The 25,039-nt window shown below is 66.2% G+C and carries 18 protein-coding genes; 3 read left to right on the top strand and 15 right to left on the bottom strand.

Annotated elements, in window-relative coordinates; genetic code table 11:
• Positions 1–136: 136 nt before the first annotated feature.
• From V5F26_RS16220 to gltA, 3 genes are all read left to right on the top strand, one after another.
• Positions 137–2,845, top strand: coding sequence for a glycosyltransferase (locus V5F26_RS16220; RefSeq protein ID WP_509210520.1), 2,709 nt, complete (start codon positions 137–139; stop codon positions 2,843–2,845).
• Between the two features lie 129 nt (positions 2,846–2,974).
• Positions 2,975–3,613, top strand: a complete 639-nt coding sequence (gene mobA / locus V5F26_RS16225; protein WP_394947395.1) for a molybdenum cofactor guanylyltransferase MobA — start codon at positions 2,975–2,977, stop codon at positions 3,611–3,613.
• A 102-nt stretch (positions 3,614–3,715) separates the two neighbouring features.
• Positions 3,716–5,026 carry a citrate synthase gene (gene gltA, locus V5F26_RS16230; protein WP_394059505.1) on the top strand — a complete coding sequence of 437 codons (1,311 nt, stop codon included), beginning with the start codon at positions 3,716–3,718 and terminating at the stop codon, positions 5,024–5,026.
• 1,085 nt (positions 5,027–6,111) lie between these two features.
• On the opposite strand, the gene lpxB is transcribed toward gltA, so the two are convergent.
• The 15 genes from lpxB to dnaE all read right to left on the bottom strand — a co-directional run bounded on the left by lpxB (position 6,112) and on the right by dnaE (position 24,954).
• The gene (gene lpxB / locus V5F26_RS16235; RefSeq protein WP_394059511.1) at positions 6,112–7,269 is read right to left on the bottom strand and encodes a lipid-A-disaccharide synthase; all 1,158 of its coding nucleotides are present in this window, start codon (positions 7,267–7,269) and stop codon (positions 6,112–6,114) included.
• 14 nt (positions 7,270–7,283) lie between these two features.
• Positions 7,284–8,183, bottom strand: coding sequence for an LpxI family protein (locus V5F26_RS16240; RefSeq protein WP_394947394.1), 900 nt, complete (start codon positions 8,181–8,183; stop codon positions 7,284–7,286).
• A gap of 3 nt (positions 8,184–8,186) precedes the next feature.
• On the bottom strand, positions 8,187–8,993 hold the full coding sequence (lpxA, locus tag V5F26_RS16245; RefSeq protein WP_394947393.1) for an acyl-ACP--UDP-N-acetylglucosamine O-acyltransferase: 807 nt from the start codon (positions 8,991–8,993) through the stop codon (positions 8,187–8,189).
• A 2-nt stretch (positions 8,994–8,995) separates the two neighbouring features.
• Positions 8,996–9,481, bottom strand: coding sequence for a 3-hydroxyacyl-ACP dehydratase FabZ (fabZ, locus tag V5F26_RS16250; protein WP_234052238.1), 486 nt, complete (start codon positions 9,479–9,481; stop codon positions 8,996–8,998).
• Positions 9,478–10,563, bottom strand: coding sequence for a UDP-3-O-(3-hydroxymyristoyl)glucosamine N-acyltransferase (gene lpxD, locus V5F26_RS16255; RefSeq protein WP_394059499.1), 1,086 nt, complete (start codon positions 10,561–10,563; stop codon positions 9,478–9,480). Before lpxD ends, fabZ begins: the two co-directional genes overlap by 4 nt.
• Before the next feature lie 71 nt (positions 10,564–10,634).
• Positions 10,635–13,139, bottom strand: a complete 2,505-nt coding sequence (bamA, locus tag V5F26_RS16260) for an outer membrane protein assembly factor BamA (RefSeq protein ID WP_234052240.1) — start codon at positions 13,137–13,139, stop codon at positions 10,635–10,637.
• Between the two features lie 185 nt (positions 13,140–13,324).
• The gene (rseP, locus tag V5F26_RS16265) at positions 13,325–14,482 is read right to left on the bottom strand and encodes an RIP metalloprotease RseP (RefSeq protein WP_394947392.1); all 1,158 of its coding nucleotides are present in this window, start codon (positions 14,480–14,482) and stop codon (positions 13,325–13,327) included.
• Between the two features lie 55 nt (positions 14,483–14,537).
• Positions 14,538–15,731, bottom strand: coding sequence for a 1-deoxy-D-xylulose-5-phosphate reductoisomerase (gene dxr, locus V5F26_RS16270; protein WP_394947391.1), 1,194 nt, complete (start codon positions 15,729–15,731; stop codon positions 14,538–14,540).
• Between the two features lie 10 nt (positions 15,732–15,741).
• The gene (locus V5F26_RS16275) at positions 15,742–16,593 is read right to left on the bottom strand and encodes a phosphatidate cytidylyltransferase (RefSeq protein ID WP_394947390.1); all 852 of its coding nucleotides are present in this window, start codon (positions 16,591–16,593) and stop codon (positions 15,742–15,744) included.
• Positions 16,593–17,348 carry an isoprenyl transferase gene (locus V5F26_RS16280; RefSeq protein WP_234052435.1) on the bottom strand — a complete coding sequence of 252 codons (756 nt, stop codon included), beginning with the start codon at positions 17,346–17,348 and terminating at the stop codon, positions 16,593–16,595. The genes V5F26_RS16275 and V5F26_RS16280 overlap by 1 nt, the downstream gene beginning before the upstream one ends.
• A gap of 43 nt (positions 17,349–17,391) precedes the next feature.
• The gene (gene frr, locus V5F26_RS16285; RefSeq protein WP_234052244.1) at positions 17,392–17,955 is read right to left on the bottom strand and encodes a ribosome recycling factor; all 564 of its coding nucleotides are present in this window, start codon (positions 17,953–17,955) and stop codon (positions 17,392–17,394) included.
• A gap of 369 nt (positions 17,956–18,324) precedes the next feature.
• Entirely contained in the window at positions 18,325–19,089 is a 765-nt protein-coding gene (pyrH, locus tag V5F26_RS16290) for a UMP kinase (protein WP_394947389.1), read from the bottom strand.
• Positions 19,090–19,112: 23 nt separating this feature from the next.
• The gene (gene tsf, locus V5F26_RS16295) at positions 19,113–20,036 is read right to left on the bottom strand and encodes a translation elongation factor Ts (protein ID WP_234052246.1); all 924 of its coding nucleotides are present in this window, start codon (positions 20,034–20,036) and stop codon (positions 19,113–19,115) included.
• 111 nt (positions 20,037–20,147) lie between these two features.
• The gene (locus tag V5F26_RS16300) at positions 20,148–21,149 is read right to left on the bottom strand and encodes a 30S ribosomal protein S2 (protein WP_234052247.1); all 1,002 of its coding nucleotides are present in this window, start codon (positions 21,147–21,149) and stop codon (positions 20,148–20,150) included.
• Positions 21,150–21,492: 343 nt separating this feature from the next.
• Positions 21,493–24,954 carry a DNA polymerase III subunit alpha gene (dnaE, locus tag V5F26_RS16305; RefSeq protein WP_394947388.1) on the bottom strand — a complete coding sequence of 1,154 codons (3,462 nt, stop codon included), beginning with the start codon at positions 24,952–24,954 and terminating at the stop codon, positions 21,493–21,495.
• Positions 24,955–25,039: the final 85 nt, after the last annotated feature.

Raw genomic sequence — 25,039 nt, forward strand, 5'->3', positions numbered from 1 at the left:
TGGGGGTTTCCCCCCACTGCGGTGCCGACCTGGGGGCAGGTCGAAAGGGTGCCCCAAGCCTTTGGTTTTCCAGAACCCTTCGCGGCTTAGGCAGCGTTCGCGGTTCGAGATCTCCCAGATTTGGGTGGGCATCGCCATGCGTCCCGGTCTTGCTGCTGCGGCGGCGGTCATTGCGGTTGTGACATCGATCCACGCCGCGATGTGGATTTCCCTGCGTCCCGAGGTTAGCGCTCCGAACATCACGGATCGCTTCCAGAGCCTGTCGTTCGCGCCCTTCAGCCGCGACATGAGCCCTGAGGGCGAGGCGCCGACCAATGCGGCCCAGGTCCGCTCGGACATGAAGGTCGTGTCGCCCTACACGCGCGGCGTGCGCACCTATTCCTCGACCAATGGCAAGGAGCTGATCGCTCCCATCGCCGGCGAGCAGGGAATCAAGGTGATGGCCGGCGCCTGGCTGAACCGCGACAAGGACAAGGACACCGGCGCCGTCATCGAGAAGGCTAAGGAGGCCAACGACCGCGAGATCGCGGGCGTGATCGAGGTGGCGAAAAAGAATCGCAACGTCCAGTCCGTCGTGGTGGGCAACGAAACCCTGCTGCGCGGCGACATGGACGACACCGAGCTCGCCGAGCTCATCCGCCAGGTGAAGCGGCAGGTGAACGTGCCGGTGACCACCGGCGAAATCTGGAACACCTGGCTCGACCATCCGGAAGTGGCCGCCTCGGCCGACTTCATCCTCGCCCACATCCTGCCCTATTGGGAGGACGTGCCGGCGGACAAGGTGGTGGACTACACCATCAATGCCTACAATCGCCTGCGCGCGGCCTATCCCGGCAAGCGCATCGTCATCGGCGAGTTCGGCTGGCCCTCCCACGGCTTCAACCGCGGCGCCAGCGTGCCCGACCCCATCGAGCAGGCCAAGATCATCCGCGAATTCGTGGCCCGCGCCGACGCACTCGGCATCGAGTACAACATCATTGAGGCGTTCGACCTGCCCAAGAAGCAGAACGAAGGCTCCGTGGGCCAGTACTGGGGCGTGTTCGACGCCGACCGGAACCTGAAGTTCCCCCTCACCGGCCCCATCGTCGAGCACACCTACACCCAGACCGCCGTGCTGGCGCTGCTGCTGGGCGTGCTGTTTACCCTGCCGCTGCTGCGCATGCGCGACCTCACCATGTCCCAGGGCCTGGTGCTGGCCGGCGCCGCCAATGGCGTGGCCGCGTGGCTGGCGACCGTAGTCGACTACTGGATGAACCACTACGTCACCGGCGGCGACTACATCACCCTGGCGCTCAGCGTGGTCATGCTGGTGCCCCTGGTGTTCGTGCTGCTCTACCGGGTGGAGGAGATGGCCGCCATCGCCTTCGGCAACGGCCCCCACCGGCTGGTGGAATCGCTGAAGCCCGGCACCCCCTCGCGCTTCCCGAAGGTCTCCATCCACGTGCCCGCCTATCGCGAGCCGCCGGAGATGCTGAAGGAGACCATCGACGCTCTGGCGAAGCTGGAATATCCGAACTTCGAAGCCATCATCATCATCAACAACACGCCCGATCCGGCGATGGTGGAGCCGGTGCGCGAGCACTGCGCCAAGCTGGGTGACCGCTTCAAGTTCATCAATGCGGAGAAGGTGGCGGGCTTCAAGGCCGGCGCCCTGCGCATCGCGCTGGAGCACACCGCGCCCGACGCCGAGATCATCGGCATCATCGACGCCGACTATGTGGTGACGCCCGACTGGCTGAAGGACCTGGTGCCCGTGTTCGAGGACCCCACCGTGGGTCTCGTGCAGGCGCCGCAGGACCATCGCGACGCCGGCCTCAGCCCCCTGCACGAAGCGATGAATGCCGAATATGCCGGCTTCTTCGACATCGGCATGGTCCAGCGCAATGAGGATGACGCCATCGTGGTGCACGGCACCATGTGCCTCATCCGCCGCGCGGCCATGGTGGAGGCGGGCAACTGGTCCTCGGACACCATCTGCGAGGATACCGATCTCGGCCTCACCATCGCCGAGAACGGCTGGAAGACCCATTACACCCGCAAGCGTTACGGTTACGGCCTGCTGCCCGACAATTTCGAAGCCTTCAAGAAGCAGCGTCACCGCTGGGCCTATGGCGGCTTCCAGATCATCAAGAAGCATTGGCGGCGCTTCCTGCCCGGCCGCTCGCGCCTGACCACTGCCCAGAAGCGCCACTTCGTGCTGGGCTGGATCTCCTGGCTCGGCTCGGAATCGGTCGGCGCGGCCATGGCGCTGGCGTCCCTCGCCTTCGTGCCCTTCGTGCTGCTGTTCGGCGTGTCGGTGCCGGCCTATGTGCTCACCCTGCCCATCCTGATGACCTTCCTGGTCTATCTGATGCACTTCGTCAGCCTGTACCGGCTGCGGGTGGAAACCACGCCCCTGCGCATGCTGGGCGCGGCGGTGGCGGCGAGCGCGGTGCAGTACACGGTGGCCAAGGCGGTGCTGGACGGCTTCCGCTACAAGGATCTCGCCTTCGCCCGCACGGCCAAGGGCAAGAACTGGCTGGCGGGCGCGGCGCGCCACTTCCCGGCCCTGCCGGAGGCGACTCTCGGCGGGCTGCTGCTGGCGGCTGGCATCGTGCTCATCATCCTGAACAACCTGCCCGGCGTGGCGCTGACCAAGAACGACTGGCGGCATATCCGCGAGATCAATCTCTATGGAATCGCCTTGATGGTGCAGAGCCTGCCCTTCATGGCGGCCGCACTGATCGGCTGGTTCGAAACCTCGCGCCTGAACGACTTCGCCCCCTGGCGGGCGCTGGCGGCGAAGATTTCGGCGGTGCTGCCCCGCCGCGTGAGCTCCAACCACCCGACGGCGCTGGTGGACTGAGCCTCCGGTTTCCGCGGCGGGCCATCTCAAGGGCTGTCCCGCCCCCCGTCTCATGCGAAGCGCCCGGCCTCACCGCCGGGCGTTTGCGCATTCGGCAGGCTCAAACGGACGCGATCGCACGGGAGCGACATGGTGGCTCAAGATCCCCTCCCCTTCGGACTGATCCTCGCTGGCGGCTTTGGGCGCCGCATGGCGGCGGGCGCAGCACCCGCGGCGGCGTTGCCGAAGCCCCTCGTGCCCCTGGCCGGCCAGCCGCTGATTGCCCACGTCATCGCGCGCGTGGCGCCTCAGGTCTCGCGCCTCGCCATCAATGCCAACGACCCGCCGGAGCTGTTCGCCGCCTTCGGCCTGCCCATCATTGCCGACACGGTGGCCGATCGGCCGGGCCCCCTGGCGGGGGTGCTGGCGGGGCTCGACTGGGTGGCGCGGGAATCGCCCGGCACGAGTCTGCTGACCGTGGCCGCCGATACCCCCTTCCTTCCGCATGACCTCGTCTCCCGACTCATACATCGGTATGCACAGACTGCAGGGGTGGTCTGCGCCGGTTCAGGCGGGCAGGTGCATCATGTCATCGCCTTGTGGCCGCAGGCCGCGCGCGCGCCGCTTGCGGCAGCTCTCGCTGCGGGACAGCGGAAAGTCGGGCTTCTCCTGTCCAGCCTTGGCGCCGTAACAGAAAGCTGGGATGCGGTGGACGGCGACCCGTTCTTCAACGTGAACACCCCGGAAGACCTTGCCGCCGCTTTGTCCCGCTCCCCTGCCTCGCGATGAAGCATGGTCATGCTTGCGGCAGGATTGGGGAGGGTTTAGGACTGCGCTGCGGCGGGTTCGCATTCGCGAAGCCGCCCAGTCCGCCCAAAGGATGAGGGATCCATGGACGCCACCAACAACTCCGGGGCCAAAGCCGCCAAGTTCAGCTTGGGCGAAAAGAGCTGGGATCTGCCGATCCGCGGGGGAACTATCGGGCCTGACGTAGTCGACATCTCGAAGCTCTACGGCCAGACCGGGATGTTCACCTACGACCCCGGCTTTACCTCGACGGCCTCGTGCGAAAGCAAGATTACCTATATCGACGGCGATGAAGGTGTGCTGCTCTATCGCGGCTACCCCATCGAGCAGGTCGCCGAAGGCGGCGACTTCCTTGAAACCTGCTATCTGCTGCTTTACGGCGAACTGCCGACCGCTGCCCAGAAGGCGGAGTTCGACCGTTCCGTGACCCATCACACGATGGTTCACGACCAGATGACCCGTTTCTTCAACGGTTTCCGCCGCGACGCCCACCCCATGGCCATCATGGTGGCCTGTGTCGGCGCCCTGTCGGCCTTCTATCACGACTCGACCGACATTTCTGACCCGAACCAGCGCCTCATCGCGTCGATCCGCATGATCGCGAAGATCCCGACGCTGGCGGCTATGGCCTACAAGTATTCTATTGGCCAGCCCTTCGTTTATCCCAAGAATGAATTGGATTATACGTCCAACTTCCTGCACATGTGCTTCGCGGTTCCCTGCGAAGACTACAAGGTGAACCCCATTCTCGCTCGCGCCATGGACCGGATTTTCATCCTCCATGCAGATCATGAGCAGAACGCTTCCACCTCCACCGTGCGTCTTGCCGGCTCCTCCGGCGCCAATCCCTTCGCCTGCATCGCCGCCGGCATCGCCTGCCTGTGGGGACCCGCCCACGGTGGCGCCAACGAAGCGGCCCTCAAGATGCTCGCCGAGATCGGCTCCGTCGATCGTATCCCCGAGTATGTCGCCCGCGCGAAGGACAAGAACGACCCCTTCCGCCTCATGGGCTTCGGCCACCGGGTCTACAAGAACTACGATCCGCGCGCCAAGATCATGCAGAAGACCTGTCACGAAGTGCTGAGCGAGCTCGGCATCAAGGACGATCCGCTGCTGGACGTGGCCGTGGAACTGGAGCGCATTGCGCTGCACGACGAGTACTTCATCGAGAAGAAGCTCTATCCGAACATCGACTTCTATTCGGGCATCACCCTGAAGGCGATGGGCTTCCCCACCACCATGTTCACCGTGCTGTTCGCTCTCGCCCGCACCGTGGGCTGGATCGGCCAGTGGAAGGAAATGATCGAGGATCCGAGCCAGCGCATCGGCCGTCCCCGTCAGCTCTACACCGGCGCCGCCCGCCGCGACTACGTCGCCATGTCCCAGCGCAAGTGAGCGCGGGAGGCCCGGTACGTTCCCTCGGAGCGTGCTTGCGGTGAAACATCAGAACGGGGCGAAGCCAGACCGGCTTCGCCCCGTTTTTTTTCGCCCGCCCGGCGCGACAACCCAGGCACCCCGGCCGCCCTCCCCCCGCCCCCACGCAAGCGAGGGCCCGCACCACTCTGTGGATCTGGCCCCCTTTTCGCGCCCCGCAGCCCGGCCGCCAGCCATGCGCGTCGCCGGTCCTCCCGTGCCTCACGGACAGCCGACTTCGGCCCAGCGCCAGGACTGACAGGCGTCGAGAGGCACTTCCCATCGAAAGCATCGCAGGAGCGCCCGGACGCTGCGGCGGCGCGCCGGCGCGCCGGCACTGCGGGCGCTGCGATACAGGCCGGCGCTCGGCACGAGAGCGCCGGCAGCCGTCCCTGAGGGCGCGAACCAGCGCTGGAGGCTCGACCTCGCATCCGATGACCTGAACGATGGGGGGTGGCTTCCGGGTGCTGCGCATCGGCGACGCTTTCACCCGCGTGGTGCGCCGGCGTGCAGACGGATGGCCCGACACGAACGCGCTTGCACGATCGCGCCCGAGAGCGGCACTCAGCTGGTCAGCCGGGCCATGCAGAGCTTCTGCGCGGAGACTGCCAGAGATTGGCACGACATCACGTCAGGCAAAGCTGATCCAGAATGCCGTCGTGGAAGACCTCAACGGCCGCCCGCACGACGAGAGCCTCAATCAACCCGCCTTCTCCTCGCTGGCCGAGGCGCGGAGGATCAACAAGGCTTGGCCGATCGACGACAACCCTCACGCCCCTACGCGCGTCCGCGGCCGATCACGGTCGGTGCTCGCCAGCCTGTCCCGTGAGAGCCCGCGCCCAGCCTTGCCGGGCTAATGACCAGCAAAAAATGGGGAGCACGTCAGGGCGTGAAGGCGGGGGCTCGGGCGACCGTTGGTGGCTCCGCAAAGGCCTCTTTCTGAGAGAGACGGCGGGATTTGGCCGCGCCCGCTCACCCTTGCGTTACGGAGTGGAGCGCCCGTGTCTCAGACAGGGCCACGAAGGGCGTGCGCCAGACGGCGCGCGGACCTTCGCCTCAGCGCGCCATCACGCGGCAGGCAAGGCTGCCGTACGGCCGCTGCGCGCCAGGCGCAACACCACGTCTGCGGCGCGGGCGCTGGGGCTCGGCCCGGTGATTCCGAAAATATCGTCCAGGCGAGCGAAGGCCTCTTCCTGGCGCCGCCGCGCCGGCCCGTCGTCAATGGCCTCGCTCAGGGCCTTGGTCAAAGCCGGAACGGTGCAAAACTCCTGCAGGAATTCCGGCACGACATTCTGGCCCAGCACCAGATTGGGAAGGATGACGGTGGTGCCCTTCAGCACCCGCCGGGCAATCTGCGCCTCCAGCCACCCCATGCGATAGGCCGCAACCTCCGGGATACCGGCAAGGGCCAGTTCCAGCGTCACGGTGCCCGATGCCGCAAGCGCGGCACGCGCGGTGCGAAAGGCGGCGTATTTCTCCGCCTCGTCGAGAATGATGCGGGGCTGGACGGGCCAACCGGAAATCGTTTCCGCCACAAGATCCTTCAGATGCGGCAGCGTCGGCAGCAGCAGCTCAAGCTCCCGTTCGGCAGCTACCCGGCCGAGGGCCGCGCCGAAGTCGCGGCCCAGGCGCACGATTTCGCGCCGGCGGCTGCCCGGAAGCACCAGCACGCGCGCCGGCGAGGCACTCCGCCGTGCAGCCTCCTGCGGATCCGGGCGCAGTTCGTGCAGCCGCTCCAGCAGCGGATGGCCCACATAGAAAGTGGGCGGACCGCCGAGCCTGCGATGCACATCCGGCTCAAACGGCAGCAGCGCCAGCAGCGCGTCCACATAGGGGCGCATGGCCCGGGCGCGCCCCTCGCGCCACACCCAGACTGTGGGCGACACATATTTGACGATGGGAATGCGCGGGTTCGCTGCCCGCACCCGCGCCGCCACCCGATGGGTGAAATCCGGCGCGTCGATCAGCACCAGCACGTCCGGCGGATCGGCAAGGACGGCATCCACCGTTTCCTTCAGCCGCCGCAGGATGGTGGGCAGCTTGGCCAGAACCGCGCTGATGCCGATTGCGGTGAGATCCTCCATCGGGAACAGGCTTGCGAGCCCCGCCCGCGCCATGCGCGAGCCCCCGACGCCGCGAAAGGCGATGCCTTCCGGCGCGGCCGCACTCAGCGTCTGCATGAGAGCGCCGCCGAGCTGATCTCCCGATTCCTCGCCGGCCACCATGAACGCGCGCAGGCTCACGACAGCGGATCCTTCACGCCCACCACGAACAGGCCCGCGCTTTCCGCCGCGGCCACCAGCGCCTGCGTATCCGGCACCATGGCGCCCCCCGCCTCAAAGGCAATTCCGGCGAGCCCGGCTTCGGCCGCGCGCGCCACGGTCGCCGGCCCGAGCGACGGCAGATCCACGCGCCGATCCTGCCCGGGCTTTGGTGCCTTCACCAGGACACCCCGCCCCGCAGGGAAGCGCAGGCGCCCGCTGCGCCGCAGCTCGCCATAGCGCGCCAGCATCTGGTCCGTGCCTTCGGCGGCCTCCACTGTCGCGACCAGTCCGTCGACCACAATCACCCCCTGCCCCACATCGAACGGCCCCAGGGCATGAATCAGCTTCAGACCGCGCGTGATGTCCTGCCGCGCCTGGTCGGAGGGCACATGGGCGCCCAGAACACCTTCCGGAAGCAGCAGATTGGGCGCCACCTCATGGGCGCCGCGCAGGGTGAAGCCCTGTTCCGCCACCAAGCCCAGCACACCGGAGAGCAGGTGATTGTCTCCCCCGCGAAAGAGGCGCGCGATGCGTGGCAGAAGGCGAACCATGGTCCAGTCCAGACCAAGATCCCGCACCCGCGGACGCGTCAGCCCGCCCACCATCACCACCTCGCGGATGCCGCGCGCGCGGGCCAGCGCAGACACGCTCCCCAGCGAGCCGAGGCGGAACCAGCGATGTTCAAAACGCTCCAGCGCCGGATCGGCGAAACCCCGGATGAGGAACAGCACCACGTCCCGTCCCTGCGCCTTTACGGCCTCAGCCACCGCTGCCGGAAACGCGCCGCTGCCGGCGACGATCCCAATCGGCGCAGCGCCACGCCCAATGGCGCCGCCCGTGCCGCCTTCACCCGTCTGCAACGGCGACGTTGCCAAGGCTCACGCCTCCCCGCTCACACCCCGCGAGGGATGGCACAGGGCGCGCTTGCGATCCGCGTCGATGAACGCGACGACCTGAGCCGCGAAGATGGAGCCTTCCACCTTTTCCCGCAGGCGCTCCAGGCGCTCGTCAAAAGTGCCAGCGCCAAAGAACAGCTCACGATAGACGGCACGTGCCTCGTGCAGCTGCGTCTTGGAGAAACCGCGGCGCCGCATGCCGACAACGTTCAACCCCACAAGCTTGCCAGCCTGACCCAGAACATTGGCAAAGGGGATCACATCCTCGCGCACGCCCGTCAGGCCCGAAATCATGCACTGGGCGCCAATGCGCGTGAACTGGTGCACCGCGCATTGCCCGCCCAGGAACGTGAACTCGCCGACGCTGACATGCCCACCAAGCACCGCATTATTCGCGAAGATCACGTTGTTGCCCACCGTGCAGTCGTGGCCAACGTGCGAACCTGTCATCATCATGACCTGGTCGCCGATCCGCGTAACGCCGGCGCCGCCGGCCGTACCGATGTTCGCAGTCGCATGCTCCCGCAGCAGACAATCAGCACCGATGACGAGCTTCGTGCGCTCCCCCTTGTAATGCACCGACTGCGGCGCGGTGCCGAGCGATGCGAAGGGGTAGACTTCCGTGCGCGCACCAATGGTGGTGTCACCCTGAATGTTCACATGCGAGTGGAGGCGAACCCCCTCTGCGAGCACCACATGCGGACCCACGATGCAATACGGACCGATGACCACATCATCTGCAAGCCCAGCCGTATTTTCGACGCGGGCTGTGGGGTCGATCTTGGGCACGCTCAATTCTCCATGATCATGGCGCCGACCTTGGCTTCGGCAACCAGCTCGCCCCCCACCTTCGCCTCACCCTTATACCACCACATGTTGCGTCGCCGGGTGATGCGGGTCATGTGATATTCGAGCACGTCACCCGGCACCACCGGGCGGCGGAACTTGGCCTCATCGATGGTCATGAAATAAACCAGGGAAGGCTTCGCGCCCTTCTCCTTGCCCATCACACAGATCACGCCCGCGGTCTGCGCCATGCCCTCTATGATGAGCACACCCGGCATCACTGGATTGCCCGGAAAATGCCCCTGGAAATGCGGCTCGTTCGCGGACACGTTCTTGACGCCGACGCAGGAGCGATCAGCATCGATACGCTCCACGCGGTCCACCATCAGAAACGGGTAGCGGTGAGGAAGACAGGCCAGAATGCGCTGAATATCGGCGCTTTCCAGCGCCTTCTCCGCCGTCTCAGCATCCTGCGGCAGCATCTCGCTCATGCGTTCGATCCTTCCCCGTCCTCGTCTGTCGTGCGGCGGGCGGCCAGCCGCTTAAGGGTCGTGACCTCACGGAACCATTCCCGAACCGGCTTAGCAGGCGACCCGCCCCACCGGACTCCGGGCGGCACGTCCCCCTTCACATTGCTGGAAGCCGCGATCTGCGCGCCATCACCAATGGTGACGTGGCCCACCACGCCCACTTGCCCACCAAGCATCACAAAGTCACCCAGCCGTGTGGAGCCGGAGATGCCGGTCTGTGAAACCACAATGCAGTGCCGCCCAATCACCACGTTATGGGCGATCTGAACCAGATTATCGATCTTGGTCCCCTCGCCGATCACCGTGTCCGACAGCGCGCCGCGATCTACAGTCGAGTTGGCACCGATTTCAACGTTGTCCTGGATCACAACGCGGCCCAACTGCGGCACCTTTTGATGGCCCTTCGGGCTCGGCTGGTAACCAAAGCCATCAGAACCGATCCGCGCACCGCCATGGATGATGACGTTGTTGCCAACCAGCGCGTGGATGACACTTGCATTCGGACCGATCGCACTGTCCCGCCCGATACGCACACCCGGACCGATCACGGCACCGGCGCAAATCAGGCTTCCGGCGCCAATCTCCACATCCGGCCCCAGCACAGCACCGGGATCCACCGTTACCCCCTCCTCGAGGCGCGCGGATGGGTGGACCAGCGCCCCAGGGGCGATGCCCCGTTGGCCGAAAATCGGCAGAGGACGCAGGGCCGCAGGAAACAGAGTGCGGCTGATGATTAGGAATGCCGCCGCCGGGCGCGGAGCCAACAGCAACGGCAGATCCGGCCGCGCCTTTTCGGCGAAGCGCTCCGATGTGATGCACGCGGCAGCTCGTGTCGTCGCCATCTGGCCTGCGAACTGAAGAGCATCGCAGAACACGAGATCATCCGGGCCAGCGGTTTCGAGCGTCGCGAGCCCACGGATAAGACGACTGCCACATTCGGTAGCGTCCACACCCTCGGGCACGACCAGCCGTGCCCCGCACAGCTCAGCCACGGCCGCCAACCCAAGAGCATCCGGCAGCGGGAAGAAAGTGGTCTCTGTCATGAAACACGTTCAGGCGCCGGAGAGCCTCGGCCTTAGCCTCGACCCTCCGGCGCCTGCCTTCAGGATGGATATCAGAAGCGCGTGCCGCCGGAGAAGCGGAACTCCTGGATCTGGTCGTAGTCCGCCTTCGACAAAGCCCACGCATAGTCGAAGCGGAGCGGACCGAAGGGCGACTGCCAGATCAAAGAAGCGCCAATGGAAGAGCGAACCACATTTTCGTCGGCGACGCAGACATTACCGGTCGCGTTCTTGGTCGTGTAACCCGTGGTCCCGCAATTCACGATATTCGGATTACCGTAATAGTTGTTTCCATTGTAGTTCAGCACGTTATCGAACGTGGTCGGACCATTATAGTCGTAAACAGAGCCGGCATCCGCAAAGACCGCCATCTTCAGACCGATGTCCTTCGGCAGAAAGGCCAGCGGGAACTGAACTTCTGCCGACACGCCCCAGTACAGAGTCCCGCCCAGCGCCGTCGTGGTGTTGTCGAGGCAGTTGAAATAAGCGGGCGTACCGAAGTTCGACTTCGCACACGGCGCCACGTCACGCGGGCCGATACCAGAGGGAGCAAAGCCGCGCACCAAGTTGGGGCCCATGAAGAAGTTGTTCATCATGGACGAGCTGTCGCCCCAGGAGTCCACGTAACCAGCCTGACCACGCAGGATCAGAACCGCGTCTCCGTAAACCAGCGGGGTGTAGTGACGCACATCGGCCGTGGTGCGGAAGAAGTTCACATCGCCGCCGAGACCCGCCAAGTCCTGCTTGAGCTCGGCATACAGACCCTGGGTCGGGTTCTGGTTATTGTCGAGCCCGTTGAAGGAAAGGGTGTAGCCCAGAACCGAGGTGATCGTGCTCCCTTCCTGAGCCGCCTGACGCACAGCCCACGACGTGCTCTCGTAGCAAAGCGCCTGCTGATAAGCCAAGGGATAGGTGCTCTGATCGCAGATCGAGATCTCGCGCTGATACAGATTGTACCGCAGAGCCAGGGTCACCTCGTCCGTGATCGGCAGACCGAAGCGGAAACCACCACCGAGCATATTGGTCGCGTAGCTCGTGTAGCTGGTCGGCTGAGTTTCCTTCCAGTACAGGTCAACACCCGCCGCCAAACGATAGCCAAGGAAGTACGGCTCGGTGAAGGAGAACTCCGCGCCCTGGGAATTCTGACCCCAGGAGCCCGACACCTTCACATACTGACCACGCCCCAGGAAGTTTTTCTCACCCAGAGACACTTCCGCAATCAGACCGTCGGAGGTGGAATAACCACCGGAGACAGCAAACTCACCCGTGGGCTGATCTTCCACATCGACCACCAGGATCACACGATCGGGCGCGGAACCGGGCTCGGTGGAGATCTTGACGGTCTTGAAGTAGCCGAGATTACGCAGGCGACGTTCGGCGCGGTCCACCAGCACGCGATTGTAGGCGTCACCCTCGCCGAGATCGAACTCGCGCCGAATGACCCAGTCACGGGTGCGAGTGTTCCCGCGGATATCGATGCGCTCGATATAGACGCGCGGCCCCTCCTCCACCACGAAGAGCACATTGATCTTCTTGGCTTCGAAGTCGCGATCGCCACGCGGACGGACCTGGGCGAAGGCGTAACCGTTCTTGGACACCTCGATGGTGAGGTTCTCCACGGACTTCTCGACCATATCCGCGTTGTAGACCTGCCCCTCCTGGGCACGAACCACACCCCGCAGCGAGTCGGCCGGAACGTCGCGGATGTTGGAGACCACGTCCACCTTGCCGAACTTGTACTGATCACCCTCATCCAGCGTGAAGGTGATGATGTAGCCCTTGCCCGCAGGATCGAGCTCAGCCGTCGCCGCCAGGATGCGGAAGTCGGCATAGCCGTTCTTGAGGTAGAAGCGACGCAGAAGCTCCTGGTCGGAATTCACCCGATCAGGGTCATAGACGTCCGTGGACTTCAGGAACGAAAGCCAGTTGGTCGTCGTCGTGGAGATGACGTCCTTCAGCTTCCAATCGGAAAAGGCCTTGTTGCCGACGAACTTGATGTCCGCCACGCCGAGCTTGTCACCCTCGTTGATCTCGAACACCAGATCGACACGGCCATTGCCGCGATCAATGGTGACGGGATTGACGCGCACATTCATGCGGCCGGAACGACGATACACCTCGATGATGCGCTGGGTATCAGCCTGCACCGTCGCCTTGGAGAGAGTGCCGCGCGGCTTGGACTGCACCTCGCCGGCCAGAACCTCATCCTTGATCTTCTTGTTGCCCTCGAAGGCAACCTTGTTGATCACCTCGTTCTCGGACACGCGAACGATGATGCGTCCGCCGGACTGCGTCACCTGAACGTCCGAGAAAAGGCCGGTGGCGTAGAGCGCCTTCCAGGCCTCGTCGATCTTGGCGGCCGTGTAGGGGCCGGAACCGAAATAGGAGCGGATGGTCTCGGCATCCACCCGGCGGTTTCCTTCCACCACGATGGAGCTCGATTGGGCCGCGGCCGGCCCTGCCACCACAAGGGAACCAGCCCCCGCGGACACTGCCACACACGCGGCGATGCCAACTGCGGCGGCCAGCCTTCTCAACACCCGGAGCGGAGCAGTCATATGGCGCGCAACCCTGAAATATTAGACGAACGCGAACCCGCAACGCTTCCGCTGCGGATTCTCACCCTGTGTAGCCGCTTGTACAAGCTTTTCACCGCGCTGCAAACCGAGCCCGGCCTTTCGCCTGTCCTTTTTGCCGGAACCGTTGCGTTCCCGCCACGACCCCGGCCGACCCCACAAACCCCTTACATTGCAGCGATATGCAAGACATCGTTCCAGGTCGCGAAGACCATCAGCATGAGGACCAACGCGAGCCCGATCCGAAACCCGATATCCTGCGTGCGCGCGCTCAAAGGCCGACCACGCACCGCTTCGAAAGCGTAGAACAGAAGATGCCCGCCATCCAACATGGGAATGGGAAAGAGGTTAAGAAGACCAATCGACACCGACAGAACCGCCGCAAGGGAAAGCAGCGCGCCGATCCCGAAAGTGGCCACTTGGCCGGACACCTGGGCAATGCGGATGGGGCCGCCGAGCTGATCCGCCGATTCCCGCCCGACAATGAGCCCGCCGAGATAGTCGAAGGTGCGCGCCACCACGAACCACGTCTCCTGAACACCCATCCCGACCGCTTCCACAGGGCCATAGCGATGGATGGTCACATCCCCTTCCGCAAGGGAGCGAGAGATGCCGAGCAGGCCGGTGCGATGGACATTGCCGAATCCGTCCTTCACTTCCTTGAGCTCGGGCGTGGCCGTGAGACTCACCTCCGCACCCCCGCGCTCGACGCGGAAGGCCAGCGGCTGGCCGGCATGGATACCGACGATGCGCTGCATGTCGGCAAAGCTCTCCACCTTGGCGCCATCGATCTCCAGCACCAGGTCACCGGGCTTGAAACCCGCCGCAGCCGCGGCGCTGCCAGGATTCACCTGATCCACGCGAGGCGCCGAAACCGGGCGGCCGAACACCATGAAGACCAGGGAGAAAATGACGATGGCCAGGATGAAATTGGCAACCGGCCCCGCCGCGACAATGGCGGCCCGCCACTTCACCGGCTGGAAAAAGAAGCTCTGGCGCCGCTCCGCCGGACTCATGCGCTCAAGCGCCGCCTGGTCCGGCACCGAGGCGGCATCCTCGTCGCCGTAAAATTTCACATAGCCGCCCAGCGGAATTGCGGAAATCTTCCAGCGCGTGCCGTGCCGGTCGTTGAAGCCGGCGATCTCCGGGCCAAAGCCCAGGGAAAAGGTGAGGATGCGCACACCGGCGCGCCGCGCCACCCAGAAATGCCCGAGCTCGTGGAAGAACACCACCAGGGTCAGCACGAACAGGAATGGAATGACGTAGCCCAGCAGGGAGGTGCCGAAACCGGTGAGTGTGGTCCCCAAAGCTGAAACTGCGTCCATCGTCCCTTGTCCTCGTCCGTCACGGAGGGGCGCGGCCGCTCCGCCTCCATTATGCCTAGGATGCCTTTGCGGCAAACTTAGGTAACAGCCCGGTGCTCAGCCGCCGCGCCTCGGCATCGAGCGCCAAGGCCTCCTCTGCGGAAGCCGGCGCCAGCCCCTCGCCCAGCCGCGCCAGCGTCTCGGCCACCAGATCGGTCACGCCATAGAAGCCGATGCGCCCTTCAAGGAAGGCGGCCACAGCCACCTCATTGGCGGCATTGAGTCGGGTCGGCGCGGCGCCCCCCGCGGCCATCGCCTCGCGCGCCAGACGCAAGGCGGGGAAACGCGCCTCATCCGGCGCCTCGAATGTCAGGCGCCCGGCTTTCACCAGATCGAGCCGGCGGCTCGTGGTCGTGAAGCGCTCCGGATAGCTCAGGCAATGGGCGATGGGCACACACATGTCCGGCACCGCCAGCCCCGCCACCACGGACCCGTCCACGAAGGAAACCAGCCCATGCACCACGGATTCGGGGTGCACCACCGCGTCGAGTCGCTCCGGCGGCAGCGCAAACAGGTGGTGCGCCTCGATCAGCTCCAGGCCCTTGTTCATCAGGGTGGCCGAATCAATGGTGATCTTGGAGCCCATGGACCAGTTGGGGTGCTTCAGCGCATCCGCCGGAGTCGCCCGCTCCATCTCCACCCGGCTCTTCTGCCGGAAGGGGCCGCCCGAGGCTGTCAGCGTTACCTTCTCCACCGCCGCAGCGGGCGCGGCCGAAAGGGCCTGGAAAATCGCGTTATGCTCGCTGTCCATGGGCAGCAGCTCGGTACCCCGGCGCGCTGCCTCGGCCATGAAGAAATGGCCTGCGGCCACCAGGCATTCCTTGTTGGCAAGGGCCATCCGCCGGCCGGGCCCCAGCGCCGCCACCGAGGGCGCCAGGCCCGCAACGCCGACGATGGCACTCACCACCAGATCCGCCTCGCGCGCGGCCGCGTCGAGAATCGCAGATGGACCGGCGCCGCAGGCGATGCCACTGCCAGCGAGGGCATCCGCCAGGGCGCGCCCGGCGGAAGGATCCGCCACTGCGGCGAAGCGCGCGCTCAGGGCCCGGGCCGTGTCGGCCAGGGCCTTCACGTCGCGCCCGCCGGCCACGGCCTCCACCTCGAACCGCCCCGGCGCATCCGCCAGCACCTTGGCCACGCTGCGGCCGATGGAGCCGGTGGCGCCCAGAAGGGTGAGACGTTGGCGAGGGCGGTCCGAAACGCGTTCCATGGATCTCTTCCTACCACATCAGCAGGGCGGTGGCCGGGTCCGTCCCGCCATGCAGCACCGCCAGCAGCAGCGCAGCGAGCGAAGCGGCGGCAAAGCCGTCCAGCCGGTCCAGAATACCTCCGTGGCCGGGAATAAGACGGCTCGCATCCTTCACGCCGCAGCGCCGCTTCACCGCCGATTCGGCCAGGTCGCCCCCCTGGCTCACCACGCTGAGCACCAGGGCAACGCCGCCCACCGGCCAAAGATGGACTACGCCGCCCGCGGCGGCGACCGCCGCCCCCGCCACCACGCCAGCGGCCGCCCCGCCCAGCGCGCCGGACCAGGTCTTGTTCGGCGATACACGGGGCCACAGCTTGGGCCCACCCACGGCGCGACCCACGAAATAGGCAAAGATGTCGGTGGCCCAGACCACAGCATAGATGAAGAGCACCGCCAGCAGACCGAGATGCCCCTCCCCGCGCAGCGCGATGATGGGCAGCGCCGCCGCAGCAGCCACCAGCACTCCCGAAAGGCTCCACACACTTTTGCTGGGAACCACGAGCGCAGCCGCCGCCGCGCCGAGGAGAATCACGCTGAGAGCGTAAGCGGGGCTGGAGACCTGCAGCAGGCCCGCCGCGCCCGCCACGCACAGCGTGCCGAGCGCCAGCCACACGCGCCGATTGCCCAGCCGCGCCATGGCCGCCCATTCATAGAGAATCGCAAGCCCCGCCAGCACCCAGAGCACGGCGAACGGCCAGCTGCCGAAGAAGGTGAGGCCGAGCACCAGCGGCACCAGCACCAGCGCCGACAGCGTGCGGCGCTTGAGATCGCTGTTCCGGCCTGTGGGCCCGGGGGGTGTTTGCGCCGGATGGTGAAGCGGCATCAGCGCGCCGGGGCCGGCGCCACGCCGCCGAAGCGGCGCTCACGCCGCGCGAACTCGTTGACCGCGGACAACAGCGCCGCCTTGTCGAAATCCGGCCAATAGATGGGCAGGAAGACGAACTCCGCATAGGCTGCCTGCCACAGCAGGAAATTCGACAGGCGCTGCTCGCCGGAGGTGCGCACGATGAGGTCCGGGTCTGGAATGCCCGCCGTCTCGAGCCGCTGAGAGATCATCTCAACGGTCACGTCCTCGGGCCGGATGCGCCCGGCAGCCGCATCGGCAGCGATGGAAGCGGCGGCGGCGGCGATCTCCTGCCGCGAACCGTAATTGAAGGCGACAACCAGGGTCAGGCCCTGATTGCCACTGGTCAGCGCCTCGGCCTCGTCGAGCAGCGCGCGGATTTCCTTGGCCAGCCCCGCCCGCTCGCCGATCACACGCACCCGCACGTCCTGCGCATGCAGGTCCGCCAGATCGTGCCGGATGAAGAATTTGAGCAGGCGCATCAGCTCACCCACCTCGGCCATCGGCCGCGACCAGTTCTCGTGCGAGAAACTGTAAATGGTGAGATAGCGGATGCCGATGTCCTGGGCCGCGCGCACGCAGCGGCGCAGCGCCTCCACCCCGCGGCGGTGCCCTTCCACCCGCGGCAGCTTGCGCGAGGTCGCCCAGCGCCCGTTGCCGTCCATGATGATGCCCACGTGCACGGGCACCGCCGCCGGCAGCTCTTCGGCACCGGTGGCGTCGCGCAGGGACATGGCTTGCTCAGGGCTCAAAAGCGTGCGCTCCTTCCCGCGCGGCTCAGACCGAGAGGATTTCCTTTTCCTTGTGGGCCACCACCTGATCCACCTCGACGATGGCCTCATCCGTGGCCTTCTGGACGTCCTTGGACAGGCGCTCCATGTCATCGGAGCTCATCTCGCCATCCTTTTCCAGCTTCTTGAGCTGGTCCATGCCATCGCGCCGCACATGGCGCACCGACACGCGGGCGGCCTCGGCATATTTATGAGCCACCTTCACCAGCTCCTGCCGGCGCTCCTGGTTGAGCTCGGGAATGCGCAGGCGCAGCGTCTGGCCTTCAGTGGCCGGGTTGAGGCCGAGATTGCTATTCAAGATCGCCTTTTCCACGGCGCCCACCATGCCGCGATCCCAGACCTGCACCTGGAGCAGGCGCGCCTCGGGCACGGACACGGTGGCCACCTGCACCAGCGGCATGCGCGAGCCGTAGGCCTCCACCGTGATGGGCTCCAGCAGGCTGGCGGACGCGCGCCCGGTGCGCAGGCCGCCGAGCTCGTCCTTGAGCACGCCGATGGCGCCCTGCATGCGGCGCTTGATGTCGGCCAGATCGAAGGAAGCGGTGGTCATGGCAATCCTCTGTGCTGTCTCGTCTCGGCTCTTGCGGCCGAACCTTTTAGCCTGTCGCCTCGCGAAGGGCGACGTCGAAGTGAACAAATCTGTGTGCCGTCCCCGCTACCGACGCGCAGCGCCATGCGGAAGGCCCAGTCAACCCGGACCGCGGCCGGCTCGACACCTGTGGCCGCGCACCTAGCAAACCCTTGGCGCAATGGGGTAATCGGGTGCCAACGCGAAGACTAGGGGCACCCTTCCGCGGCAACCTTGCCGGCCGGCGAATATGCGTAACGCCGCACCGGAGCGAGGCTCCCGCGCGGCGTTACGGAACAATGGACGAATCGCGCCCGTCACCGAAGACGCCAAAACGCCGCGTCTTCCGCCTCAGGGCGCCACCACCGTCACCCGGCCGGCCCCCGTCGCGGCCTGGACGATGGCCCCCGGCTCGCGGATCGAAAACACGATGATCGGCAGCGCCGCCTCGCGTGCCAGCGCGAATGCCGCGGCATCCATCACCTTGAGGTCGGCCGCCAGGGCCTCGTCATGGGTGAGCCGCTCATAGCGCGTGGCGGTAGGGTCGGTCTTGGGATCGGCGGTGTAGACGCCATCCACATTGGTGGCCTTCAGCACCGCGTCGCAATCCAGCTCGGCCGCGCGCAGCACCGCGCCCGTATCGGTGGTGAAATAGGGATTTCCCGTGCCACCGGTGAGCAGGACAATGCGCCCGCGCCGGAGATGCCGCAGCGCCGGCTGGCGGGCGTAAGGCTCGCAGACGGTCGGCATGGGCACCGCCGAGAGGGTACGGGCCGGAGCCCCTGCCTTCTCGATGGCCTGCTCCAGGGCCAGCCCGTTCATGACGGTGGCGAGCATGCCCATGTGGTCGGCGGTGGCGCGGTCGAGATCCTCGCCCGCCACCCGCGCACCCCGCAGGATGTTGCCGCCCCCGACCACCACCGCCACCTCGCAGCCGAGCGCACGCGCGGCGACGAGATCACGGGCGATGGCCGCAACCGTCGGCGGATGCAGGCCGAACGGCTCCGGCCCCATCAGGGCCTCCCCCGAAACCTTCACCAGGATGCGGGGATAGGGAAGCCCCGGCGCCGCAAACGGGCGCCGGGGTTCGGGAACATCCGAATCGTCGAACGACATGGGGAGCCCCCTTCCCCGTTCGCTCAGGACTGACCGGCGGCGGCAGCCACCTCGGCCGCGAAGTCGCTCTCTTCCTTCTCGATGCCCTCGCCCAGGGCGAAGCGCACGAAGGCCATCAGGTTGATCGGCGCGCCGACCTGGCCTTCGGCCTCCTTCAGCACCTGCGCGACGGACTTGGAGCCGTCATGCACGAAAGCCTGATCGAGGAGGGTATTCTCCTTGAAGAAGCTCTTCATGCCGCTCTCGGCAATCTTGTCCTGCACGTTGGCGGGCTTGCCCTGGTGCTTCTCGAGCAGGATCGCCTTCTCACGAGCGACCGTCTCGGCCGGAATGCCCGAGGCGTCGAGCGCCAGCGGGTTCAGCGCGGCGATGTGCATGGCGATCTGACGGCCGAGCACGGAGAGCTTCTCCACATCACCCTCGGACTGCAGCGCCACCAGCACGCCGATACGGCCCTGGCCATCGGCCACCTGGCCGTGGACATAGGTGGCCACCACGCCGGCGGAAACCTCGAGCTTCGCGGTGCGACGCAGGGTCATGTTCTCGCCGATGGTGGCGACGAGGGCGGTGAGCTTGTCGGCCACCGTCACGTCCGCACCCGGGAACTTGGCAGTCGCCACGGCCTCGAGGGTGCCATCGGTGTTGAGGGCGACCTTGGCGGCCTCGCGGACGAACGCCTGGAAGTCGGGGTTGCGGGCGACGAAATCCGTCTCCGCATTCACCTCGATGGCGGCGGCGAAGCGGCCCGAGGATTCCACGGCCACCACACCCTCGGCGGCCACACGGCCGGCCTTCTTGGCGGCCTTGGCAAGGCCCTTCTTGCGCAGCCAGTCGATGGCGGCCTCGACGTCGCCGCTCGTCTCGGTGAGCGCGGACTTGCAGTCCATCATGCCTGCGCCGGTCTTTTCGCGCAGTTCCTTGACGAGCCCGGCGGTGATCGCAGCCATGTTCAATCCCTTCTTCTCGCACCACGGCCGGCCTGGGTGATCCCGAGCCGGCCGCCGGGGACGCCCCGCGCCCCCAATTACCCTTGATTCGTTTTCAACCTCGCGACGAGATCACTCGGCCTCGGCGGAGAGCTCCTTGGCCTGGGCGATCCAGCCATCCACGCGGCCAGGCAGACCCACCTCGTCGCCGATGCGGTCGGCGTCGATCTGGTCGAGGCCGGCGATCTGCGCGAAGTGGAACACGCCGAGCTCGTTCAGCTTCTGCTCGATCTCCGGGGAGACACCAGCCAGCTTCTTCAGGTCGTCGGCGACGCCGCGCGGGCCGGACAGGGGCTCGAACGTCATCCACACGCCTTCGGCGGGCAGCTCTTCGCCCAGCGGAATCTCCTCGGAGCCGAGGTCGATGCCGAGGTCGCTCTGGCTGCGGCCGATGCCGTCAATGGCGGCGCGGGCGATGAGATCGCAATAGAGCTGGATGGCGCGGCCGGCGTCGTCATTGCCCGGCACCGGGAAGGCGATGCCGTCGGGATCGCAATTGGTGTCGAGGATGGCCGCCACCGGGATGCCGAGGCGCTGGGCCTCCTTCACCGCGATGTCTTCCTTGTTCGTGTCGATCACGAACAGCAGGTCCGGCAGGCCGCCCATGTCGCGGATACCGCCGAGGGCCTTCTCCAGCTTCTCCTTCTCACGGGACAGCGTGAGACGCTCCTTCTTGGTGTAGCCGGAGGAAGCCTCCGGGGCCGCGAGGGTCTCTTCCAGCTTCTTCAGCCGGGCGATGGAGTTGGAGATGGTCTTCCAGTTGGTGAGCATGCCGCCGAGCCAGCGGTGGTTCACGAAATACTGGGCGGAGCGACGGGCGGCGTCAGCCACCTGATCCTGGGCCTGGCGCTTGGTGCCGACGAACAGCACGCGACCACCCTGGGCCACCGTGTCGGACACGGCCTGAAGCGCGCGATGCAGCGCGGGCACGGTCTGCGACAGGTCGAGAATGTGGATGTTGTTGCGAACGCCGAAGATGTACGGAGCCATCTTGGGGTTCCAACGGTGGGCCTGATGGCCGAAGTGCACGCCAGCCTCGAGCAGCTGACGCATCGAATAGTCGGGAAGAGCCATTTTCGTCTCCGGTTGAACCTCCGCGGACGTACCCTCTTGCCCGGCAGGGAAAGGGGGCACCGGATGGCCACTGGGCCGTTAGTCCGCGTGCGGGATGGCGGGGCTTATAGGGGAAGGCGCGAAAAAGGGCAAGGGCACGCAACAGCGCGAAAACAAAGGCGCCGCCCGGTTTTCCACGGGCGCGGCCCTGTGCCGCTGGCGCGCCTGTCCGTCAGATCAGGCGGAACCAGGCGTCGGCGAAGGAGAGGGAGAGGATCTCCGGCAAATCCCCGGCGCCCGGGTGAGCCGCCGCATCGCGATGACAGAAAGCGCGGCCCGTCCCGCGGGACCGGGGTGCGGCCCATCAGGCCGCCTCCACCGCCACCACTCCGGGAATGGCCTTGAGCGCGCCGGCGATCTGGGGAGAGACGGCATATTTGCCGTCCAGGCGTACCTCCACCTCGGCCTTCCCGTCATCCATCAGCAAAACGAGGCTCACCTCGCCATCGCGCTTGGCCGCGCCCAGGCCGGCTTCCAGCCGCTTGGCGATGCCGTCGAGAGGGTCGGGAGAGCGCACGAAGATGCGCAGCGCCTTGTGGGCGCGGGCTGCCACCTCGTCCAGCCGCTCACACGAATTGATGCGCACCCGCACATCCTCGCCGTTCAGCTCCGCCCCCACCATCATGAGCAGCGGCGTGCCGGGCTCCAACAGGTCGCGGTAATGGGCCAAAGCCTCGGAGAAGAGCACGGCCTCATAGGTGCCCGAGGGGTCCGACAGGCCGATAATGCCCATGCGGGTGCCAGACTTGGTCTTGCGCTCCTGCCGCGACACCACGGTGGCCGCCAGCCGCCCGGCGGAAGCCCCTGCCCGCACCGAGCGGGAAAATTCGCTGAAGCTCTGCACCCGCAGCTTCTTCAGCGCCTCGTCGTAATCGTCCAGCGGATGGCCGGTGAGGAAGAAGCCCACCGCGTCATATTCCCGCTGCAGCCGCTCCGCCGGCAGCCAGGGCGCGGCATCGGGAATCGGCAGCTTCGCCGCGACGGGACCGGAGCCGAACATGTCGTTCTGGCCCGATTGGGCATTGGCCTCCACCCTTTGGGCCTCGGCCACGATGGCGTCGAGCGCGGCGATGGCGCGGGCGCGGTTCTTTTCCAGCTCGTCGAAGCAGCCGGCGGCCATCAGGCTTTCCAGCGTGCGCTTGTTCACCATCTTCACCGGCAGGCGGGTGGCGAAATCCGCCAAGCTCTTGAAGGGTTTGCCGGCGCGCGCCTCCACCAGCGCGTCCACCGCCGCCCCACCCACGCCCTTGATGGCGGCCATGGCATAGATGATCTCGCCATTCTCCACAGCGAACTCGCGGAATGAGCGGTTCACGGAGGGCGGCACCACCTTGATGCCCAGGCGCTGCGCCTCCTGGCGGAATTCGGCCAGCTTGTCGGTGTTGCCCATGTCCATGGTCATGGAGGCGGCCAGGAACTCGGTGGGATAGTTGGCCTTCAGCCAGGCGGTCTGGTAGGCGACGAGCGCATAGGCCGCCGCGTGGGACTTGTTGAAGCCGTAGTCCGCGAACTTGGCCAGAACGTCGAAGATCTGGTCGGCCATCGCCTTTTCGACGCCGCCGGCCATGGCGCCGTCAACGAAGCGTGCGCGCTGCTTGTCCATCTCCGCGCGGATCTTCTTACCCATGGCGCGGCGCAGAAGGTCGGCTTCACCCAGGGAGTAGCCCGAAAGGGCCTGGGCGATCTGCATCACCTGCTCCTGGTAGATGATGACGCCGAACGTCTCCTTCAGATAGGGCTCGAGCTTGGGGTGGATATAGTCCGGCTTCGCACGGCCGTGCTTGCAATCGCAATAGACGGGGATGTTGGCCATGGGGCCCGGGCGATAGAGCGCCACCAGGGCCACGATGTCCTCGATGCGGTCGGCCTTCATGTCCACGAGGGCGCGGCGCATGCCCGCGCTTTCAACCTGGAACACGCCCACCGTCTCGCCCTTGCCCAGCATGGCGTAGGTCTTGGGATCGTCGAGCGGGATTTTCGAAATATCGAGCTCGATGCCACGCTGGTGGATCAGCTTCACCGCCTTGTCGATGGTGGTCAGGGTCTTGAGGCCCAGGAAGTCGAACTTCACCAGGCCCGCCTGCTCCACCCACTTCATATTGTATTGGGTGACCGGCATGTCGGACTTGGGGTCTCGATAGAGCGGCACCAGCTCGTGCAGCTTGCGATCCCCAATCACGATGCCCGCCGCGTGGGTGGAGGCGTGGCGGTTCAGGCCCTCCAGCTTCACGGCGATGTCGAAGGCGCGCTTCACCACCTCCTCGCTGTCGCGGGCCGCCTGCAGGCGCGGCTCCTCGTCAATGGCCTGCTTCAGGGTCACCGGATGGGCGGGGTTCTGCGGCACCAGCTTGCACAGCTTGTCCACCTGCCCATAGGGCATCTCCAGCACGCGCCCCACATCGCGCAGCACACCGCGCGCCTGGAGGGTACCGAAGGTGATGATCTGCGCCACCTGGGCCCGCCCATAGCGCTCCTGCACATAATGAATTACCTCGTCGCGGCGCTCCTGGCAGAAGTCCACGTCGAAGTCGGGCATGGAGACGCGTTCGGGGTTCAGGAACCGTTCGAACAGCAGGTGGAAGCGCAGCGGATCAAGGTCCGTGATCTGCAGCGAATAGGCCACCAGCGAGCCCGCGCCCGAGCCACGCCCCGGCCCCACCGGGATGCCATGGGCCTTGGCCCACTTGATGAAGTCCGACACGATGAGGAAGTAGCCGGGGAACTTCATGCGCTGGATGATGGAGAGCTCGTAGGCCAGCCGCTCCTCATAGGCGGCCACGTCCAGCCCCGGCGTCGGCCCGTGCTTGGCGAGGCGCTGGGCAAGGCCTTCCTTGGCCTGGCGCTCCAGCTCGGCGGCCTCGGCGGCCTCGGCGTCCATGCCCTCTTCGCTCTCATCGGCGGTGGTGAAGCGGGGCAGAATCGGCTTCACCGTGCGCACGCGATAGGCGCAGCGCTGGGCGATCTCGATGGTGTTGGCGGTGGCCTCGGGCAGGTCCTTGAACAGCTCCAGCATCTCCGCCCGGGTCTTGAAGCGGTGCTCGGGCGTCAGGCGGCGGCGGTCGCCGTCCGCCACGATCTTGCTTTCGGCGATGGCGATGAGCGCGTCGTGGGCCTCATAGTCCGACTGGGCGGCGAAGAAGGGCTCGTTGGCCGCCACCAGCGGAATGCCCTTCTCATAGGCGAGGTCCAGCAGCATCGGCTCGGCCAGGCGCTCGGCATCGGTGCCGTGCCGCTGAAGCTCCAGATAGAGCCGGTCGCCGAAGATGGCGGCGAGCTTGTCCAGCCGGTCGGCGGCGAATTCCGGGTGTCCGGACGCCAGCGCGAGATCCAGCGGCCCGGCCGGCCCGCCGGTCAGCGCGATCAGCCCGCCCGACGATTCGGCCAGCCAGTCGAGCTGAATGCGCGGTTCCTCGTCGCTGGGCGTTTCCAGATAGGAGCGGGAGACGAGGCGCATCAGGTTGCGCCAGCCCTCGTCCTTCTGCGCCAGCAGGACGATTCGCGGCTTCTTGGGGCGGATGACGCCGCGTGGCCCGGGCGGCTCCGGCACATCCAGCGCCAGGGAGACGCCGGGAATGGGCTGGATGCCCGCGCCCGCCATTTTTTCCGAAAACTCCAGGGCGCCGAAGAGGTTGCCGGTGTCGGTCAACGCCATGGCCGGCTGCTGGTCGCCCTTCAGGAACTCCGCCAGCTTGCCCACGGTGAGGGCGCCTTCCAGCAGCGAATAGGCCGAATGGACGTGCAGATGGACGAAGCCGGGGTCGGACATGGCAGATGAATTCTCTTCATAAACCCGGGGAAAGCGGGCCCGGGAGGGTCGGACGGCGTTCCGGGCCGGGAAGGATTCACCCGGC

The sequence above is a fragment of the Xanthobacter variabilis genome, assembly GCF_043831965.2.
GTDB lineage: Bacteria > Pseudomonadota > Alphaproteobacteria > Rhizobiales > Xanthobacteraceae > Xanthobacter.